Origin of the sequence: Nostoc sp., assembly GCF_036917435.1 — a bacterium.
Taxonomy (GTDB): domain Bacteria; phylum Cyanobacteriota; class Cyanobacteriia; order Cyanobacteriales; family Nostocaceae; genus Nostoc.
Map to the genome: position 1 here is coordinate 14,915 of NZ_JBALDM010000001.1, position 20,614 is coordinate 35,528.

The 20,614-nt window shown below is 39.1% G+C and carries 15 protein-coding genes; 6 read left to right on the top strand and 9 right to left on the bottom strand.

The window, feature by feature from the left end:
* Positions 1 to 168: 168 nt before the first annotated feature.
* On the bottom strand, positions 169 to 1,104 hold the full coding sequence (locus V7K98_RS00065; RefSeq protein WP_335018841.1) for an AraC family transcriptional regulator: 936 nt from the start codon (positions 1,102 to 1,104) through the stop codon (positions 169 to 171).
* 164 nt (positions 1,105 to 1,268) lie between these two features.
* Between V7K98_RS00065 and V7K98_RS00070 the strand changes: the two genes are divergently transcribed.
* Positions 1,269 to 2,003, top strand: coding sequence for an SDR family oxidoreductase (locus V7K98_RS00070; RefSeq protein WP_335018380.1), 735 nt, complete (start codon positions 1,269 to 1,271; stop codon positions 2,001 to 2,003).
* 242 nt (positions 2,004 to 2,245) lie between these two features.
* Here the strand turns inward: V7K98_RS00070 and V7K98_RS00075 are convergent, their stop codons facing one another.
* The 5 genes from V7K98_RS00075 to V7K98_RS00095 form a co-directional block, all read right to left on the bottom strand.
* The gene (locus tag V7K98_RS00075) at positions 2,246 to 3,037 is read right to left on the bottom strand and encodes a COP23 domain-containing protein (RefSeq protein ID WP_335018382.1); all 792 of its coding nucleotides are present in this window, start codon (positions 3,035 to 3,037) and stop codon (positions 2,246 to 2,248) included.
* Positions 3,038 to 3,421: 384 nt separating this feature from the next.
* Positions 3,422 to 4,174, bottom strand: coding sequence for a Uma2 family endonuclease (locus V7K98_RS00080; RefSeq protein ID WP_335018384.1), 753 nt, complete (start codon positions 4,172 to 4,174; stop codon positions 3,422 to 3,424).
* A 206-nt stretch (positions 4,175 to 4,380) separates the two neighbouring features.
* Complete coding sequence (gene psb34 / locus V7K98_RS00085) at positions 4,381 to 4,551, bottom strand: photosystem II assembly protein Psb34 (RefSeq protein WP_335018386.1); 171 nt, start codon at positions 4,549 to 4,551, stop codon at positions 4,381 to 4,383.
* Between the two features lie 124 nt (positions 4,552 to 4,675).
* Positions 4,676 to 5,722 carry a DUF1611 domain-containing protein gene (locus tag V7K98_RS00090; protein ID WP_335018388.1) on the bottom strand — a complete coding sequence of 349 codons (1,047 nt, stop codon included), beginning with the start codon at positions 5,720 to 5,722 and terminating at the stop codon, positions 4,676 to 4,678.
* Entirely contained in the window at positions 5,706 to 6,758 is a 1,053-nt protein-coding gene (locus V7K98_RS00095; RefSeq protein WP_335018390.1) for a dipeptide epimerase, read from the bottom strand. The genes V7K98_RS00090 and V7K98_RS00095 overlap by 17 nt, the downstream gene beginning before the upstream one ends.
* A 137-nt stretch (positions 6,759 to 6,895) precedes the next feature.
* On the opposite strand from V7K98_RS00095, the gene V7K98_RS00100 reads away from it, so the two are divergent.
* Positions 6,896 to 7,447, top strand: coding sequence for an NUDIX hydrolase (locus tag V7K98_RS00100; protein WP_335018392.1), 552 nt, complete (start codon positions 6,896 to 6,898; stop codon positions 7,445 to 7,447).
* Positions 7,448 to 7,945: 498 nt separating this feature from the next.
* On the opposite strand, the gene V7K98_RS00105 is transcribed toward V7K98_RS00100, so the two are convergent.
* On the bottom strand, positions 7,946 to 8,614 hold the full coding sequence (locus V7K98_RS00105; RefSeq protein ID WP_335018394.1) for a peptidoglycan-binding protein: 669 nt from the start codon (positions 8,612 to 8,614) through the stop codon (positions 7,946 to 7,948).
* 708 nt (positions 8,615 to 9,322) lie between these two features.
* Between V7K98_RS00105 and V7K98_RS00110 the strand changes: the two genes are divergently transcribed.
* The 4 genes from V7K98_RS00110 to V7K98_RS00125 all read left to right on the top strand — a co-directional run bounded on the left by V7K98_RS00110 (position 9,323) and on the right by V7K98_RS00125 (position 15,910).
* Positions 9,323 to 11,299 carry a PAS domain-containing sensor histidine kinase gene (locus V7K98_RS00110; protein ID WP_335018396.1) on the top strand — a complete coding sequence of 659 codons (1,977 nt, stop codon included), beginning with the start codon at positions 9,323 to 9,325 and terminating at the stop codon, positions 11,297 to 11,299.
* 10 nt (positions 11,300 to 11,309) lie between these two features.
* Positions 11,310 to 12,827, top strand: a complete 1,518-nt coding sequence (locus V7K98_RS00115; RefSeq protein WP_335018398.1) for a hybrid sensor histidine kinase/response regulator — start codon at positions 11,310 to 11,312, stop codon at positions 12,825 to 12,827.
* A 150-nt stretch (positions 12,828 to 12,977) separates the two neighbouring features.
* Positions 12,978 to 14,141, top strand: coding sequence for a bifunctional glutamate N-acetyltransferase/amino-acid acetyltransferase ArgJ (gene argJ / locus V7K98_RS00120; protein WP_335018400.1), 1,164 nt, complete (start codon positions 12,978 to 12,980; stop codon positions 14,139 to 14,141).
* A 566-nt stretch (positions 14,142 to 14,707) separates the two neighbouring features.
* Complete coding sequence (locus V7K98_RS00125; protein ID WP_335018402.1) at positions 14,708 to 15,910, top strand: AAA family ATPase; 1,203 nt, start codon at positions 14,708 to 14,710, stop codon at positions 15,908 to 15,910.
* Positions 15,911 to 16,019: 109 nt separating this feature from the next.
* Here V7K98_RS00125 and V7K98_RS00130 read toward each other — a convergent pair whose 3' ends face one another.
* The gene (locus V7K98_RS00130) at positions 16,020 to 16,898 is read right to left on the bottom strand and encodes a response regulator transcription factor (protein WP_335018404.1); all 879 of its coding nucleotides are present in this window, start codon (positions 16,896 to 16,898) and stop codon (positions 16,020 to 16,022) included.
* A 374-nt stretch (positions 16,899 to 17,272) separates the two neighbouring features.
* Positions 17,273 to 19,252: a scytonemin biosynthesis sensor histidine kinase gene (locus tag V7K98_RS00135; protein WP_335018406.1), complete on the bottom strand. Its 1,980-nt coding sequence runs from the start codon at positions 19,250 to 19,252 to the stop codon at positions 17,273 to 17,275.
* Positions 19,253 to 20,614 lie beyond the last annotated feature (1,362 nt).

Here is a 20,614-nt window from a genome sequence, read left to right on the forward strand (position 1 = left end):
TAGAATTTTGATGAAGATTTGTGAAGTAAGTAATTGTGCCAATGCAAAGCTGATGAAGAAGAATTCAGAATCAAGACGCTCGATGACTCACTATCGCTCATAGCGTTGCTATCAATACAGTTCAGATAAGACCAAAACACTTGTAGAGACGGCGATTTATCGCGTCTCTTAGGCTGTGCGTAAACGTTCAATATCTCTCATCGGCGGCGCACCGAACATCCGGGAATATTCACGGCTGAACTGTGATTGGCTTTCATAACCTACCTGATAGGCAGCATTAACCGCATCGGAGTTTTCGGCAAGCATCAGGCGACGTGCTTCTAATAGTCTTAATTGCTTTTGATATTGAAGCGGACTCATTGATGTCACTAACTTGAAGTGATGATGGAAAGATGAAGGAGACATATTTGCCTGCCCAGCTAGCTGCTCAACCCGCATCGGCTTTGTAAAATCAGCCTTGATGAGTTTTATCACCTCGGCGATGCGTTGCATGTTGCTGCCGGATGTCGCAATCTGGCGGACAGCTTCGCCCTGTTCACCCATTAAAAGGCGATAATAGATTTCGCGGATAATCAGTGGTGCAAGAATCGGAATATGCTGTGGTATATCCAAAAGTCGTGTCAGTCTGAGAGCGCAATCGAGCAATGGTATATCGAGAGTGCTGACAAATAAGCCTCTGACAGAGTTCTTCTTACCCTCAATCACACTAGTTTGAGCAGTAATAAGATCGCAGAGTTGACGTGGATCTAGATTCAGCTTGAATCCTAAATACGGTTGCTCTGGGGTTGCTTCAACGATAAACGCACTCAATGGCAAATCAACCGAGACGACCAGATATTGAGCCGCGCCATAACAATAGGTTTCATCACCCAGCAAGGCTTCCTTTTTGCCCTGGACAAGGATGGCGAGGATAGGTTCGCAAACACCCTGTAGTGCAGTGTAAACAGAAGATTCTCGCTGAAATTCCAGCTGCTCAATAGCTGTTTTATGAAAACCGTTCCCTTTGCCATCGGTGTGACGAGTGACTAGTGCGGCCAATTCTTGACATTGATGAGCGATCGCACTTTGGTTTATGACTGGGTTGATAATTTTGATCGTCACAATGTTCTTGGATTAATTTAATCATTCTTTTGTGGACATTGTAGAACATCGATTTGGAGAATTAGGCAATAAAGCACGAGGTCTGTGTATTCCAAACCTTTGCCCTTACTCATAGGATGAACACATCCAAAGTTCAAATTTAACCTCAACAGAGGAAAAAATTAACCATGTTAAACGTAGAAAATAAAGTCATTGTCATCACTGGAGCTAGTAGCGGTATCGGTGAAGCCGCCGCTAAGTTACTCGCCAAAAATGGTGCAAAGGTGGTTTTAGGGGCACGGCGCACAGAAAAGCTAGAAAAGATTGTTGAAGATATCCATAATGAAGGCGGCACAGCAGAATTCAAAGCCGTAGATGTTGCGAATCGTGAGGATATGAAAGCGTTCATTCACTTCGCTAAAGAGAAATTTGGTCGTGTCGATGTCATCTTTAACAATGCAGGCGTGATGCCCCTATCGCCGATGAATGCCCTGAAAGTTGAGGAGTGGGACAGCATGATTAACGTGAACATCCACGGCGTTTTAAATGGTATTGCTGCTGGTTTACCCATCATGGAAGCACAAGGTGGTGGACAGTTTATCAATACCGCATCTATCGCCGCGCACATGGTAGGCCCTACCAGCGCAGTCTATTCCGCGACAAAATATGCTGTTTGGGCTATATCCGATGGATTGCGTCAAGAATCGAAAAATATTCGCGTTACAATAATATCCCCTGGCGTGGTTGAAACTGAACTCGGCTCTGATATCACAGATGAACCAGCAAAAGGCTTTTTGAAAGAACTCCGCAAAACCGCATTGACTGCTGATGCGATCGCTAGAGCCGTATTATATGCCGTATCTCAACCGGATGATGTTGATGTGAATGAAATCATTGTCCGCCCTACAGCAAGTGCATTGTAATCCTGGCGGGACATCGTGAGAAAATGAAAAACTCCACCCACAAGGGGATGGAGTTTTTGGGCATGGGGAATGGGGCATGGGGCATGGGCAAGAGCCTCTAATGCCCAATGCCCCAAGTGGCGGGGCGGCTATCCCTCTCCACCCACAAGGCGATGGAGTTTCTCGCTGCTTTCAATAAAAGCTTTAAAATAGCCTCTGGTTGATATAACTAAACCAGAGGCTGATTTTAACTTCTTATTACCCTACCGGAAATTGCGAGGATTTAAGCGAAGAGAGTTAGGTTGAGACTGACGACCAATTGCCACTCCATTGCGGAGTTTATTTGCAGTTCCACCATCTTTGCGATCGAGGAAAGGTTTGAGATTAATGCCACCTCTATATGAACTAACTCGATTATTGCCACTGCCTAGAAGTGTGCGTCCTAAATTATATAATTCGCTTCCTCCACTACTGCGATCGCCATAAGTGTTAACAGCGATAGTTTGCTGTCCGTTATCAGCAGTAGTCAAGTTTTGAAAAATGCTATTGCGGATTACAACAGGATCTTTACCACGCGGTACTGTCAGCACAATTCTACAGCTTGGGTTAGCTTCAGTTGTGACGCAGACAATATTTTCGTTATTTTCTACAGATGTCTGGAGTTCTTGTAAACCATCTGGACGATAAAGTTCTAAACGACTGGCAATTGCTGCACAACGCTTTTGTGCGTCCCAACCACCGCCTAAAGTCGCAGGTGCTGCCCAAGGAAAAAATTGTCCTGGTTGACTTTGTGGCTGATACATAACGGTAGACTGACCGTTGTAAGTCTGGCAGGTAAACGGAGTTATACTGCCAACTGAGGATGAAGGGGGTGTACCTGTTGATCTGTCTATTGGAACTGATGACCCACCTCCACCTGATGGCACTGTTGGTACTACTACACCACCACCACCATCGCCAGTAGAATCATATTGCGCCATTGCTACAGAATTACTCAGACACAAAGATAAGCCAATACTGCCCAAAGATATCAATCGCAACAGTTGTGATGACATAAATCATCCTCCAGTAAAAACAAGTAGGGAATTGATAGTTTAAGTGACGAATAATTCGATTTTTTGATTCATCAAAAACGTTATTTTTTCTTTTCTTGCTTTTTTCTCTGTGAGTAGCTTTTTAGATATACTTGAATTTCTGCATAATACCCCACTCTTTCATAATTCGTTTCATACTTAGGCGTACTTATGCAGAAAAGTGTTTTTTCTTACTTTTATAAAGAAATAGCAAAAGACAGATAAAGCGATCGCACTTAGCACGTAATTTTTGCTTAAACTAAGTTAGGACTTACACAAAATTGTCTCAAAAACCTGATTTGTCGTAGCGGTAATTCATGAATTACCGCTACTTCAGAACTTTTTTGCGTAAGTCCTGTAAGTAACTCAGCTATCTGGCAAATTATTTGGATCGATCCCTTGAGATTGTAAATAGGCAATTAGCCGTTCTTTTTGCTGACGTTCTTGTTCGGCGCGTTGACGTTCTTGTGCAATTTGTTCTACTGCCCAAGGTAACAAATTACCTGCCTCATCCCACCAGCGCAACCAGTAACCAGTTCTGGCTTCTTTTGTTCCTTGCCAAGTTCCTAAGAATAAGCCCATTGAATCAATCCAATGGCGACCATTTTCGTCAGGCTGTTGTAACTCGTAGCGCCTGTTTTCGAGTTGGTAATATTCTAACAACCCGCCATTATGGTCAAAAATCACGTAAATTGGTACTTGAAGAATCTGCTCGTAAAAAAACCATTTTCCTGGTGGATAGATTCGCTTAAAAGAGTACTCTGTACCGTCAGTGTCAGATAGAAATTCCATCACCACTGCCGGAATCTCACCTTCTAAATTAGGTGTGTAACTTTTGCGTTCTGCTAAAACTTCATTTACTGCTGGAACATAAACCCAGTCAGGTGCTTTCGCTACAAACTGATCGTTTATCGTCGCACAAAGTCCAAAATTTGAGGCGATTAACATCTGGGGTTGGATGAAACCACTTATCTCAAGGCTTTCGCGCAAAGCACCAGCCAACAGTGGCTGACCTGTATTTTCCACTGGTTCATCCTCTAACTGAAAATCTGCGGGCAACGCTTCCCAAGATATTATCAGTTCTGTTGAACATTTAGCTTCACCGAGTTGGGTTGCCATATAACACCCCGTTTTATTAATTTGTCTTTATTTTATGTGCGATCGCAGTTATTTTACAATGTCGCCTTTGGGGATACGAGCGATGCCTACGGCAGGCATTGCCAACGCACAGGGGTAAAACACAAAAAACCCCGGCGAAACTAACCGAGGCTTAAGAGAGAAGTGAGAATGACAATGAGATACAGCAATACGGCAATGGAAAAATCTTAGCTAACGCTAAAACCAACCAAAACTAAAGTTGTGACAATTAAAGTTGCAAAAAGACCTTGTAAAACGTATTTACGTTGTTCCCAAATTGCTGGGTACTCGGCGTAGTGTAACTTGGGTTCAGCTGCGTAGTTATTGAGGATACCGTCTTCGTTTACAGTGGTGTACATATTTTTTTGTCTTCTTTTGTTTATTTATGTAACTAAATATAACAAGTTTGTAACAAACTGTCAATAGAACTTGACAAAAAAAGCTGATGAGTTTAGAGAAAATTACCTCTTCGTAGGATTAGAACTAATTTTTCATCACCGCATCCAAAAGGATATTGGCATCAAAACGGACTACATCGGTGCAAGGTAGCCCGGTTTCTGCTGTTACTTGAGCGATGCTTTCCTCAGCCGCAGATTCATCTAAATGTGCAGTATTAAGTGCTATACCCACTACAGAAACACTTCCAAAAGCACCACCAGCACTAGCAACACTTTCATAAAGCCGAATTACCTCTGATAAAGGTGGAATTAAAACATGGGGATGATTGCGGACATGAACTTGTCCCGCCCGATGGACTAATACCAGTTGAGTTGGTTGGGAACCACGAATCAGAGGTAGGGTTGCCGTTGAACCAGGGTGTAGCAGCGAACCTTGTCCTTCAATGTGTAGGATGTCGTAGTTTTTGCCATAGCGCATGATTATCTGTTCCACAGCACCAGCAGCAAAGTCCACTCGCACGGCATCTAAAGCCACACCATCACCTTCCAGCATCACCCCAGTTTGGCCTGTGGCGAGAAATTTAGAACGCCAGCCTCGTAGTTTTGATGCCCAATGTAACTCTAAACTAGTTGACATTTTACCGATCGCCATGTCAGTACCCACCGTCAAAACTCGCCGACAAGGGAGGGTGCGTGCCATTCCACTAGCAACACTTATATTAGGCGGCTCTTTGCGGACATCCCAAATTAATTGCCCTGGTTTGAGTAGTGCATTTAACTCCGGGATGCTTGCCATTGGTGTGTGTAAGCCGTTCACCAACGACATTCCAGCTTCTAGAGCATTTTTGATTTCTAGCCAGTAATCATCTGGGATAGCACCACCACTAGGAGCAATGCCTATTACTAAGACTTCTGGTTTGTACTCTAGGGCTGCGGCTACCGATGCCACAATGGGTACATCACGCTTGATACCTGTTAATTCTGTCAGAGATTTGCCAGCACATTCGCGATCGATTACGGCTACGATTGGTGACTCGCTGTAACGTAAAATTGCGAGTCCTGTTTTGCCGTGGGTTCCAGTAGTTCCTTCATGTAATAAGATGGCTATTCGTTGATTAAGTGGTAGACGCACTGTGTTGTACTCCCAAACCTGGTAAATCGTTTGGCAAAACTCTCCCTTCCTTTAGCAATGCACCCGTAAAGGGGTCATCAATTAAGTTAAGGTGACTGTCTAAATCTAGATAATCAGCTAGTGGCGCTAGCTGTAATGCTGCTGTATTAGCTAGCGAACTGTCAGAATAGCAACCGAACATTACTTGCAACCGATATGCTCGTGCCGTATGTACCATTCGCATCGCCTCTGTTAGTCCGCCTGATTTCATCAGTTTGATATTAATACCATCTACGTAGTTTGCCAAATCGGGGATATCAGAACTTGTGAAACAACTCTCATCGACAAAGATGGGTAGGGGAGAGTGTTGTTTGAGTTTAGCTAAACTTTTTTCTTGACCCCGTAGCAATGGCTGTTCTACATACTTTATACCTAGATTACTCAGCCAATTGCACATTGCGATCGCATCTTCTAAACTCCAACCCCCGTTGGCATCAACAAATAACTCAATTTCCGGTGCTTCTTCTCGCACTGCCAACAGCATTTTTTTATCTGCATCTATGCCATCTGGACTACCTAACTTCACCTTAAAAAGGCGGACATCGGTAAATTGTAACCAGTCTCGCGCTCTGGACTTAGCACCTTCAGGCGAATTGATCCCAATTGTTACTGAGGTTGGTACTATTTGATTGCGATCGAGTCCCCAAATTTGCCACAAAGGTAATCCTACACGCTTACCCAACCAGTCGTGCATTGCCATATCCAAGGCTGCGCTAGCAGCAGAAGGAACTTGGTTTTGTGTTAAAATTCGTTCAATTTCTTGTCGCTGTAAGGGGCTAAATGCTTGTAACAGTGGTGCAATTTGGTTGAGAGAATCTTTGATTGTATCAGTTGATTGTCGATGATTACCTACACCGAATGGCGATGCTTCTCCCCAACCTTCAATACCATCATCTGAAATTTTGACCCATACATTTGTTGTCTGTGCCGTTGTACCTCTACTGATGGTCAACGGAAATCTTTTATTTACTGTAAATAAATTTACATTTATTTGCATAGTTTTGTATATTATGATATAGCAAAAACTAGTGTAAGTTTAAAGTTTAGATTATCAGATGTATCTGTTATACTTTTTTACATTCCATTGCTTAGTTACTAAACTTTTCATACATAATTTTATTTTTTACTTGATTTATGAGCGACTTAAAAAAATGGAAAACTTTAAAATCAAAAATGGTTTTGGATAACCTCTGGTGCCAGGTCAGACAAGATGAAATAGAATTGCCCAATGGCAAAATTATAGATGATTATTTTGTCAGTATTAAACCTGACGTGGCGATGGTTTTACCGATCACTGCTAATAGAGAAATTATTTTTGTCCGGCAATATAGACATGCAGTAGGTGAATTTTTCTTAGAACTTCCCGCAGGGAATTTCGACCCCACAAAAGAGAATGCAGAAGTAGCAGCAATTAGAGAACTTGCAGAAGAGACTGGTTATATACCCCAAGAATTTAGAAAAATTGGAACTCTATATGATAAACCAAGTAAAGATACTAACCAAATACATTTATTTTTAGCAGAAAATGTAAGTAAAGCTGGAGAGCAACAACTCGATATTACAGAAGAGATTGAAATTGTATTTATTCCTGTAGAAGCAGTTTTAGAAAAAATTATTCAAGGGGATATTTCTGTGGCGGGAACTATCGCGGCTCTTTTCTTAGGTTTAAATATTCTAACTTTATAACAATTTAAAGGTTAATTATTAATTATGTTTATCTTTACAGTAACTGCTGATACTTTCCTTAAAGTTCATCTTCAGCGAGTTAGCGGAACTCGCTGAAGATGAAAAACTTCTCATTCAAGTCAAAAGTGTTCTTAAAGTAATTTCTTATATTGAGGAGGGAGAATATTACAGAATTACCTTGCAAAACTCTATCAAGGGTAAAGATACAGCGTATTACGGGTAAATGAAGTACACGGGTAGGGGCACAACATGTTGTGCCCCTACGATTATCTGTACCTCACCAAGTTGTAATCTGCTGTAATTACGCTAGAGCCTAAGAAACAAGATTTTCAGTTGAAATTATCAAAACATAATTCAGAAAAATTTTGTGCGATTGGCGAATGAATAAGCGGGTTTAAGACCCCACCAAATTTTGAATTTAGCGGTCTTCATTTAGTGGGGGATTGAAACCCGCTACTAAATCATTCCTGACTTCTGAATTCTTCTTCAAGCTAACTTCTAAATACCCAAAGCAACTCTAGTTTCTGGGCCGACTACACCATCTACAAGTAGACCTTTACTTGCTTGAAATTTTCGGACTTGGTTAACAGTTTCTTGACCATAAATTCCATCAACTCTGAGATTACCTAAAGCTGTCTGAAGGTCTTTCACTAGCTGACCTCTAGAACCAGGCGTAAGAATCACTGAACCCCCAACGCCACCAGGTCTAGTTGTAGGAGTATTGTTAGGTTTGTCACCAACCCATCGAGCAAAAACATATCTCCCCGAAGAAAGTCTAGCAAAACCGTTTTCATACCTTTCAATTACTGGAAGTGTTGCACCATTTGATATACAGTCTACATAAGAGTAGTTAGTGCCTGGGCCTGTACGGATGCGTAAACAATTACCGTTAGTCTTTACATAAGCGGCTGAACTCATTTGAATTTGGGCAGCAGCAATAAGTAATACACCCACTCCAGCTAAAGCCAACCAAGCTGAAGACTTAAGAAGTTTTCGCCAATTGAATTTAGTTTGGCTGATTCCAAATACCTGTTTTTTAGTAATAACTATGTCAGAAGATTTAAGACTTTTTTCACCCTTCAATAGAGATTTAGATGAGTTATATTTGGTCTTTCCAGATTCCTCTTCTTGAGCAATAAACATGTGAGAATAAGCAAGATATTCCATAATGCACCCCTTTATTTTAAAAAATGAGTATTCACAGAGAATAACCGAGTAATTCTCTGTGTTTATCCTTAGTATATTTTATATCACCACCCTTTTAAAAGGTTTTTACTGGTAGCGAAATTAAGAAAAAATAAAATTAACGTGAATGCTGTAAACCTTAAACTTAATCAAAGAGAATTCTTAACCCAGTACCTGTAGTTCCACTTCCTGAGCCAGTGCCAGTAGTTCCAGTGCCTGAGCTACTACCCTTAAGCAATACCTGGACTATGAATAATTTTGACTGCAATCATATTCATGTCATGCTACTAATCATAAGTAAGTCGGCGTAAATAATTGAATGTTCGTAGAGAGGGCTGAAGCCCTCACTACGAGACGCTACGCGAACACTACGAACTAATTTCAATATTTTTTACATTAGTTAATATAGTTTGAGTTATTCTCACCGGCTTACTTATCTCTCTTGAATCACTTTAGAACAATAAAAATAAGAACCCATTTTTCAACTTAATTATAGATAGAGCGATAATTGGAACGTTTATTTTTTAATGGCATAGCTGAAATCGAGTTTTTGCTCAAAATCTTATTTTGTAAGCATTCTAGATTATTCTCTGGAAAAAGTGATAGAAGAGGAATATTTTAGTTCAGTAAATCACCACTATTTAGTTAAAATTTTAGGATTGTCGTCATTTTTGATAGCACTCCTAAATTATGACAGGACTTTTAAATAATTTTTTCTCTACTAGCCAGTTTATTCCTCACGGACATTGCTACCTCTGGAAACCAGGATTGTTGTGGTTGGATTTGATCTCAGATGTGTTAACTGGACTTGCTTATTATTCAATTCCAGTGATGCTAGTTTATTTTGTTCGTAAACGGCAAGATGTGCCTTTCGGTTGGGTATTTTTGATGTTTGGCACATTCATTGTTGCTTGTGGCACAAACCATTTAATGGATATATGGACGCTTTGGTATCCTACCTATTGGCTATCAGGGTTACTCAAAGCTTTCACCGCTTTTCTCTCTGTATTGACGGCTATAGAACTCATGCCATTAATACCCCAGGCATTGGCTCTACCAAGTCCTGCCCAACTAGAGGCTGCAAACTCCCAACTAGCAAAGGAAATTACTGAACGCATACAGACAGAGGAGGTGTTGAGAGAAAGTGAGCAACGCTGGCAATTAGCTTTGCGCGGCAATAATGATGGAATTTGGGACTGGAATGTTAAAACTAATAAAATTTTCTTTTCCTCTCGGTGGAAGGAAATGCTCGGTTATGAAGACAACGAAATTTCCGATTGTTTAGATGAAAGACTGAAACGACTGCATCCAGATGATCTTGGCTGGGTGACACAGGCAATTCAAGATTACTTTGCTCAGGAAACGCCATTTTACACTACTGAGCATCGCGTTTTATGTAAAGATGGCACTTACAAATGGATTTTAGATCGAGGTCAAGCACTGTGGGATGAAGATGGTAAGGTAGTGCGAATGACAGGTACACAAAAAGATATCACTGAGCGAAAACAAGCAGAGAAAGCATTAAGTAGTCTGCTGGAGCAATTAGAAAACAAAGTTGAGGAACGGACAGCAGAGTTAACAAAAATCAATCAATCACTACAGGCAGAAATTACTGAACGCCAGCGAATAGAAGAAGCATTGCGGGAAAGTGAGGAACGATTCCGTGCTACATTCCATCAAGCTGCTGTTGGCATCGCTCATGTAGGAATAGATGGCAGGTGGTTGTTAGTTAATCAGAGGCTTTGCGATATTCTTGGTTATACACCCGAAGAACTACAGTTACTAACTTTTCAAGATATTACTCATCCTGACGATCTTAATACTGACCTGAAATACATTGATGATATCCTAGCAGATAATATTCAAATTTACTCAATGGAAAAGCGCTATTTCCACAAAGATACCTCCATAGTTTGGGTTAATCTTACCGTGTCTTTAATGCGCGAACCCAAAGGGGAGCCAAGATATTTTATTTCTGTCGTCGAAGATATTAGCGAACGGCAAGCCGCGCTTCGCGATCGCAAGCAGTGGGAGCAGCAAATGGAAGCATCACTTTTAGAAAAAGAGGTGTTATTAAAAGAAATTTATCATCGGGTAAAAAATAATTTACAAGTTATTTCTAGTCTGCTAAGTTTGCAATCTGCTTATATCAAAGATAAAGACGATTTGGTAATATTTAAACAAAGCCAGCAAAGAATTGCATCAATGGCTCTCGTTCACGAAAAATTGTATGAGTCTCAAGATTTAGCAAAGATTAATTTTGGTGAATATATTCGAGATTTGGTAGCAAGTTTATTTACTGCTTATGAAGTCAACGAAGATGCGATCGCTTTGGGCATAAATATCGATGATCAGCTATTTCTCGGTTTAGATACAGCAATTCCTTGTAGCTTAATTATTCATGAGCTTGTATCCAATTCCTTAAAATATGCATTTCCAGCAGATAGACATGGTACGATTTATATAGAAATAAACCAAAATAAAGACCATGAAGTTACACTTCTAGTTAGTGATAATGGAATTGGTTTACCAGCAAATTTTAATTTCAAAAAAATTGCTTCTTTAGGCTGGCAGTTAGTAGATGCTTTAACCAATCAACTTTCAGGAAATATTAGTATCCAAGGTGATATGGGTGTGGAGTGTCGGGTGACATTTACATTAATATAAAAACTTAAATATGACATCTGCAAAAATATTAGTTGTGGAAGATGAAGCTATTGTTGCTAAAGATTTACAAAATAGACTTGTAAAATTTGGTTATACAGTACCTGTAATTGCTTCTTCAGGACAAGAAGCAATTAATAAAGCAGTAGAAACATCTCCAGATTTAGTGCTAATGGATATTAAACTGAAAGGCCCAATGGATGGGATAGAAGCTGCTAGAGGAATCCATAAGTATTTAGATATTCCAGTAATTTATTTGACTGCTTACGCAGATGATAAAACATTAGAACGAGCCAAGATAACTGAGCCGTTTGGCTACCTACTCAAACCTTTTAAAGAAAGAGAACTACAAACAAATATTGAAATAGCTCTAAATAAACATAGTTTAGAAAGGCAATTAAAAGTAAATAAAAAATGGTTGGATGCACTTTTAAAAAGTATCGGGGATGGTGTGATTGCTAGCGATCTGCAAGAATTAGTAACTTTTATGAATCCCGTTGCTGAAAATCTGACTGGATGGAAACAGGAAGAAGCTTATGGCAGAAATTCATCAGAAGTATTCAATATTGCTAATGCAGATACTCATAACTCTATTGAAAGTCCGATTATGAAAGTCCTTAAAAATGGTATTATCGTCAATCTTCCAGCAGAAACTATTCTGATTACTAGAGACGGTGAAGAAATACCAATTGATGACAGCGCTGCACCAATTAAAGACGATCAAGATAATATTACGGGTGCTGTGTTAGTTTTTCGAGATATTACTGAGCGCAAACGAGCGATTGAAGCGCGTCAAAGGCAAATTGAGCAAGAGCAACTTGTAGTGAAATGGGAGGAGATAAATCAACTCAAAAATGATTTTTTGAATTTAGTTTCCCACGAACTGCGATCGCCTCTGAGTAGTATGAAGCTAATGATTCAAATGATACAATTATCTACTGATACTGAGGAAACTCAACGCTATCTAGAATTGATGGAAGCAGAGTGCGATCGCGAGTTAGGATTAATTAACGACCTACTAGACTTGCAACGCCTAGAAACCTCATCCTATCCAGTTATTACCACTGATGCATTGCTCTTACAACAGTGGTTAGCTTGGATGATTGAGCCATTTCAAATCCGTGTTCAACAACATCAGCAAACTCTACAGTTGAATCTCCCTTCAAATCTCCCGCCGTTGTTATCAGATGGCATCAGCTTAGAACGAATCTTAGTAGAATTGCTCAATAATGCCTGTAAATACACACCTGCGGGTGGTGAAATCATCCTACGTGTAAGTCACAACTCCTTGGAAACGCCTGCAAAAACTATAATTACTATCAGTAATTTAGCAGAAATTCCAGCAACAGAGTTACCACGAATCTTTGAGAAATTTTATCGCATCCCCAATGCAGATATCTGGAATCAGGGTGGATCGGGATTAGGTTTACCTATAGTACAAAAGTTAGTCGAACAACTGCAAGGAAACATTGAAGTAGAAAGCGGTAACGGATGGACAACATTTACCATTACATTAACTGATTTATTATAGCTTTTTAGTTCTTATGAAAATTTCGTTCATTAAGTTTATTCTACACATCAATTATTAGAGGCATACATCTATACACATCTAATAACTGATGTCGTAAAAAATTTTGTTAATGGTATGAGATAATTAGAGCAAATTATTAAATCTAGAAAAATGTCATTAACTGCATCTTCTACACCTCAAGGTTTTAGTGCATTTATTACTAATTTGGGAATACGCGATTCAACTGATGATTTTGTATTTATTAAATCATCTGTTCCTTGTGTTGCTGATGGAGTCTTCACTCAAAGTCTTTTCGCTGGGCCAAGTGTTACTATTAGCCGTGAGAACTTAAAAGATTCACAATTACAAGGAATTGTCGTTATATCTAAGAATGCAAATGTCGCTAATGGTGCTATTGGCATTGCTGATGCCCAAGAGGTTCTAGAATTAGTTGCAACTGAAACTGGAATTCCTGCACATAATATTGTGATAGCTTCTACAGGCGTAATCGGCAGACGTTACCCGATTGAAAAAATCCGAGTAGGTTTATTAGGATTGGGAAAAAAATTGATTGCTGCCGATTTTAATGCCGCAGCCCGTGGTATTATGACCACCGATACAGTAGCGAAACTAGCTACACGACAAATAGGCAATGCGAAGCTGGTAGGAATTGCTAAAGGTGTTGGTATGATTGAGCCTAATATGGCTACCCTTTTAACTTTCTTTTTTACTGATGCTGCCATTTCTGCAAATAGCCTTCGTTCGATTTTTCGCTCTACTATAGATAAAACTTTTAACTGCTTGAGTGTAGACACTGACACTTCTACTAGTGACTCTGCCGTGATTCTAGCTAATGGAATAGCCGGTGAAGTTTCAGAAGCAGATTTTGCCAATGCATTGCAAGAAGTTGCAGAAGAATTGGTGCTGAAAATTGCCAGAGATGCCGAAGGTGCTACCAAAATTATTGAGGTAACTGTTGATTCAGCTATTAACTATACACAGGCGAAAAAAGTAGCTAAAGCAATTGTCAATTCACCATTAGTAAAAACCGCCGTCTATGGGGCAGATCCGAATTGGGGACGAGTTGCTATGGCTATAGGTAAATGTGAAAATGAACAGCAGATAAATCAAGAACGAGTTGTTATTAGTTTTGATAACGTGAAAGTTTATCCTAATACCTTAACTAATGAAAATCTAGAACAGCTACGGCAAATTATGTCTAAAGATAAAGTCGATATTCATGTTAGCCTTAATATTGGTGAGTCCTCTGCAACTGTATGGGGTTGCGATCTTTCGGAGGGTTATATAGAAATTAATGGCAAATACTCAACTTGATTCAAGTTTGCATCTTTATGTAAGTTGATGCTATACAAACTTGCAATCGATAGAGTTGAAGCCCTCAGCAATACAGCATAGCTGCTTTCTTCACTGCTAATACTCGGAACCTGGGCTACGGTGTACATTTGTAGGGGCGCACAGCTTTGCACCCCTACAATGGAATGTTTTTAACTGGAAGTCCCTTATACCAGTTCTGTATGAAGGTGCGCTGAACTATATGAGGAACGAACCGCAAAGGACGCAAAGTACACAAAGAAAGAAGAAGCAAAGGAAATTTGGCGCAGCTTCACAAAGAAATGGTATTAGTGTTTATCTAAAGATGGATAAGTGGAGAAGAGACATAAATAGCTAATTGGTTTGTCAAAAAAGTTGACTAAGGTAGTTCTAATGTAATATAGTATGTTACATAGTTGATGAGTTAGATTAAAAAAACTCCTAGCTAGTACAGCACGGTGAAAATAAAATTACCCTTTATATCTAAGTAGCTGAAATTACAAGCAAAAATTTTAAACTCTTATACTTAACACCAAATAAATTTATTAAAGCTGCATAACTAAACAAATATGGATTTTGACTATTTTAGAAGCAATGAAGGCACTCCTACAAATAATACCCGTCAAAGCTTGCTTGCTAGCGGTTGGCGGCCGTTTAACCGAGAGTTAGATTGGGAGTTTCTGTGGCAACTTTTGTCTAGTGACTCGCGTGAATTAACTCAAAAAAGTTTAAATTTGGTAAGCAATGTTGCTGAGGTTTTGGGGCGAAATAATTATGCTTGGTGGGCTAATTTATTAAATATTGTATCTGATAATACCCGCTATGAAGTGGAAAAATTTTGGAATTACATCACACCAGATCCTCAATCACCAGATCATCGCTATAAAGATGTTTTGAGTACGGAAACGCCTATCGTCCAATTTGTCAGTCGTAGTAGCATTCCCATTGATTATGTTCTTAACCGATTACAAGAAATTACTGTATTAAGAGTTTTAGGTGTGTTGGGTAATCCTGACATTATTACTCAGTATTATTCAGAAAGAGATTTTTATTTTCCGACAGATAAATTTATTAGCTGGGAACGTTTAGATGTTATCAATACTGTTTATGCTTACTGGGCGAAGCATGACGTTTGGTTGCAAATTGATCCTTACGATCGCGGACGGCGACAATATAGTTTAATGGCAAGAAATCTCGCACCCCTGATTAACAAGGCGACTTACGACTTGGCGGTGATGCTGAGTGGATATCAAAGTCGTGTAGGCAAAGTTCACAGCCAATTTAGCATTCGCACATTTGGGGCAGATATCCAAAACTTTACTGATTCTGTACAGCAAGCTATTTTGAATCAAAACCAGTTAGCGGTTGTTGTACATGGCAAACCCGGTACTGGTAAAACAGTCTGGACACAGGCTGTAGCAAAAGAAATTCTTGTCCCTTTAGGATATGTAGTTTTCATTTTAGACCATGATGCGATCGCTAATTTTGTCCCTCCAACTTACATAGAGCGGATTTGTATTGTTATTAACGAGGCTGATAATCTAGCCCAAAATCGCGCTTCTGAGGTAGCGCAATACAACAATAAAACCGAACACATTCTCAGTTTACTGGATGGCACTTTGTATCAAAGTGTTATTGATGAGTCTGGTATTCAGATGCAGCAACGCTTAGTTGTCTTGATGACTTGTAATACTACTGAAAGATTAGATCCAGCCATGTTACGTAAGGGTCGGGTAGATTTAATGTACGAGTTTACACAACTATTTATTTGAAAGAGGGAGATGAGGGAGATGAGGGAGATGAGGAGAAGTTACAGTAAGTCTTTTCCCAATTCCCAATTCCCAATTCCCACTTTTAATAAAAATTGCTGTATTTTTACTTTCACCAGAGTTTCACCTGTTTTCGTGATATAAGCTGATGCTGTTTGCGCCAAGCCTGGGGAGGTAAACCGTGATGTTGGCGAAACTGGCGGGAGAAATGAGACACATCTTGATAGCCTAATGCTTTCGCTATCTTCTCGACTGTCTGATTATTATTTTGGAGTAAAAAACGAGCGCCTGCCATGCGGCGTTTGACAATCCAGCAGTTTACTGTATCTCCCGTCTGTCTTGCGACTCGGTTAGTTAAGTAAGCGGGTGAGTAACCAACAGCAACAGCCACATCACACAAAGTAATTCCTTGATGATAATGAGCTTCGATAAAGTCAAAAACTTCTTTTAAGTGGGGAACAGAGGGAAAGATTGACTTAGAAGGAACTGTGACTTCTTCATTAGAGGTTTCTTCAGGTGCGATCGCAACTGAAGTTGCAACTGTAGTATTATCTGCAAATACTGATTTTGGTGCTTTCTCAGATTTCATCGTACACCAGTTTTGTAGAGTAGCTTGCTTTTGCAAGCGAGTAGCGATCGCTCTGAGCAATTCGTCTAGTGTAGAGGGTTTGGTAAGATAGTCATCTGCTCCCAATTCCATAGCTTTGCGAACATCTGCTTTATTACTACTCCCAGTCAAAAAAATAAAGGGAATAATTGCTGTCATCGGATCTTGGCGTAAGGTATTTAAAACACTATAACCATCCATATCGGGCATTGTAATATCGCAAATCACCAAGTCGGGTATACACTCTTGTGCTTGTTGGATACCAGCGAGTCCGTTGTTAGCACCAATCGGATCAAAGCCTTTAGCTTTAAGACCTTTTAAATAAAGATCGCGGGTAACATTATCATCTTCAATGACGAGAATTTTATTTGACGATTCGTACATGATTTTTTATTACCATAACTTTTTGTAGAAGCTGTTTTCTATTACGCAGTGGCAGAAGTCTGCCTATCTTTAGTTTGGTTTGACCAGATTATGCCATGTTTACTAAACTTTTTTGTGAGTATGTAAATCGGCACAATCTTAATTACTTCCTTCCGAGAGTTGTGATTGTTAAGTTGTTAGTTAAGGGATTTCAAAGGAATAAATTATTCCAAAAAACGAACCACAGAGACAAGGCAGCGCAGTCTTGGGGGTTTCCCCCATGAGCGACTGCCGCGCAGAGAACACAGAGAGAGGAGATATTAAGAGGATTTTTGCGTCAGTTTTGGAATATTTTTTTATTTGGAAGTCCCTAATAGCTATCTTCAATTGAACATTCATAACTCGGAACTAGTAAATTCTGATTTAGTTAATGGCAATATCACAGTAAATGTAGTGCCCACACCAAGTTTACTTTCTACAGAAACTTGACCATGATGTAAGTCTACAAGGGTTTTAAGAATTGACAGTCCCAGTCCAGTACCAGGTATATGATCGATATTACTACCACGGTAAAATGGCTCAAATATTCGTTGTTGATCTTGTACTGAAATACCGATCCCTCTATCTTTTATCTGGAAAGTTACTTGCTCATTTTCGCAATAAAGTTCCAAATCAACTGTCATCCCGGAGAGAGAATACTTTATTGCATTATCAAGCAAGTTCTTCAAAATCGGCTCTAACAGTTTTTTATCTATGCAGGCTGTTACAGAATTTTCTTGACTGATAAAATTAATCGGAATTTTGTTAACGCTCATCTGCATTTGTGCAACTAAATCATTACAAAATTCAACTAACTCAACTGGCTTTGGTTCATAGCTTATTTTGGCTGATTCTGCTTTAGAAAAGAACAAAATATCATCCAACATCTGACTGAGTTGTTCGGTAGCCTTTTGAATATGATCCAGTAGTGGTTGGATTTTCTTCTGTGTAGGTTTGTCTACTTCTTCCTTTAGTAAACTATTAGAAAATGAAACAATATTTAGTGGAGTTCGGAATTGATGGCAAACCATAGAGAGAAAACGCGCTCTAAGTTCACTAAGTTGTTTTGCTTGTTCTAAAGCAAGGTTTAGACCTAATTCTGCATATTTGTAATCTGTAATATCAATGCCTGCAATCATTTCTACAGGTTTTCCACCAAAATCTAGCACTCCATCCAGCATTACAACCGCGCAAGCTAACCAGCGTTCTGTACCGCTTTTTGTCAGAATATTCATTTCCTGGTATTCAAAGTTAGTTGCTTCACTTTGCTTACGTACCTGTCTGCGTTTTTTGCTCTTAATTAGTCGGCGAAGATCAAAACCTGTTAACAATTCCTCTTTTGTGTAACCAGTGAGTTGCTCTACTGCTGGATTTATGTAGCAAAGCCGTGTGCCTTGAATCAGAAAAGTGCTGGTATCTGTCGTTTCGGCCATTGTCCGAAATCTAACTGCGTTTAGCCGTAATGCTTCTTCAGTCTGTTTCGATTGAGTAATGTCCCAAATACTCCAGACTCTTCCAATAATTTTATCCTTCAATAACTGAGGCTTAGAGTAGTGTGCAAAAACTCTCCCATCATTCAATTCTAGAATGTCGTAGCTCTCAAAATCCGATTGGCTAGACACTTCCCAAATCAGCCGACTAAAGGCTTGCGGATCTTTAAGTTGGTTCTCAAAAAAGGCTTTGCATCGAGGGCATTTCTTAGATAATATTAAGGACTCTGGGATCTGCCACATATCCATAAATTTCTGATTCAAGCTCAGAATATCTCCCTCAAAATTAACTGCTACAATCCCAATGGCAGTAGATTCGAGAGTAGAACGAAGTAGAGAAAGAGATGTTTCTAATTCTACTTCTTTTGCCTTGAGTTGAGAAAATTCCTGTTGTAAATTGTCTTTGGCATCCCTTAATTCATCAGTCCACTTTTGCACGCTCAGTTCTACTATTTCATCACTTATCTCACGAGCAAAAGCACAGCCAAATTCCATATCTTGTTGTTTTACATAGCTAATGGATATTTCAACTAAGAATATTCGACCTCTTTTCGTGCGGTAGCGAGACTTAAAGGTAAGGGAACTCTGTGAGCTAATATTTGACCAATTATGTAGAGAAAAATCTAGGTCTATATCATGCAGCCTCATACAAAGTAATTCCTCACGGGAATACTCAGTCAGTAGGCAAGTGGCATCGTTGACGTAGAGAAACTGAGCGTTTGCTCCTAAACAGAAGGCAGCATCTACAGCGTGATTTATTAGGAAGTGAGCAAACTTCATCTCTACTTCTGTTTGTAACACCCCTTGGTTGTTTGATCTAGCTAATGTATAATCGCCAGAATTCATCTTCATACTTACTCCTGGTAATCAATCATCACCATAGCCATTAATGAGTTAATAGTCATAACTATTAAAATTTTTGGCGCACTGTTAGGCAGTTAAAAAATAAAGTTAGTTAGTAAGTTAAAAAAGGTTACTAACGGTGTTAACAAAACTTATCATACCAATAAACAGGAGATTATTAAACTAAATTTTCCTAAAAAACCAAAAATTTTCGAGTTTTTGATGTCATTAAAAATTGGAGACTAATTAAATCCAGATTAGTCAATAAACTTCTTAGATAAGAGTTCCAAACTCTCAATCCATAAGAAGTAGAAAAGATATTTTAAATTTAAACTAGTACAGGTCGGCGGAAATCAACCTACCATTTCATTACAGCCAGAAAGCCTAAAATTAAAGTATGCGTAACTTTTGACTTCCGCCTTGTGGTACTAGCCCTACACCAGAACTAAATAATGGTTCACCAACCTAAAATTACTGAGTTTCGACTGGGGAAAGATTAAAGGAGAAAGATTTTTATCCTTTAACCTTTCCCTTGCCAAGGACTTTAGCGAACTGCTAGTACAGCACGGTGGAAGTTTGCCCACCTTTAACCAGTTGCTTGAGCGACTTGTTAAACAACTTGTCTGACCTAAATGAATGAAATTTTAGTCATCAATTTATTTTCTTAATTTATCTTAACTTACTCTCTCATGTATCTAACTATAAAAGAATATGCTTAGTCATCCGTCACAAGAAGTACATCCATGTTTAACAAATACATGTGTTTTCACGTATAAGAATGTGTTTGTTTTGTCATATATAAATATTTCATTCTTGTGCTAAGTATATAGCTTAGATTATATGTTACAAAAAATATAGTTTATTTATACTATCTACTGAATGTTAAGTCATCTCTCAAAAGACATATATAGGACTACTATTTGATTTCTGAACAGATACGTAGGGTGCGTTAGCGACAGCGTAACGCACCAAATGCTCATATATGGTGCGTTACGGAAGCCGTAACACACCCTACATATCAAAAATCAAACCGGATTCCTATAGTGATTCTCAGTTTGAAGAAAGTTAAGAAAGGATGTCTTTATCGTTACAAATAATTGACTCAAACAGTTTTTGGTGACAATATAAAAACCACCAAAGTGCTGGAGTTCGACTCATGCTTTAATTCGGATAAAAAGTTGTGTAAGTCTTAAAGCAAAAGAATTGACACCTACATCAAAAGATTTTCTATTGTGAATTGGGCAGTGTGTCAGTTCTGCGATGCCTACGGTGGTCTACACTTACGCAGAATGTCAATTTTTCAGAATAGCTACCGTAAAAAAGCGAAAAAATTGACACTTTTATCAAAATATTTTTTATTGCAGA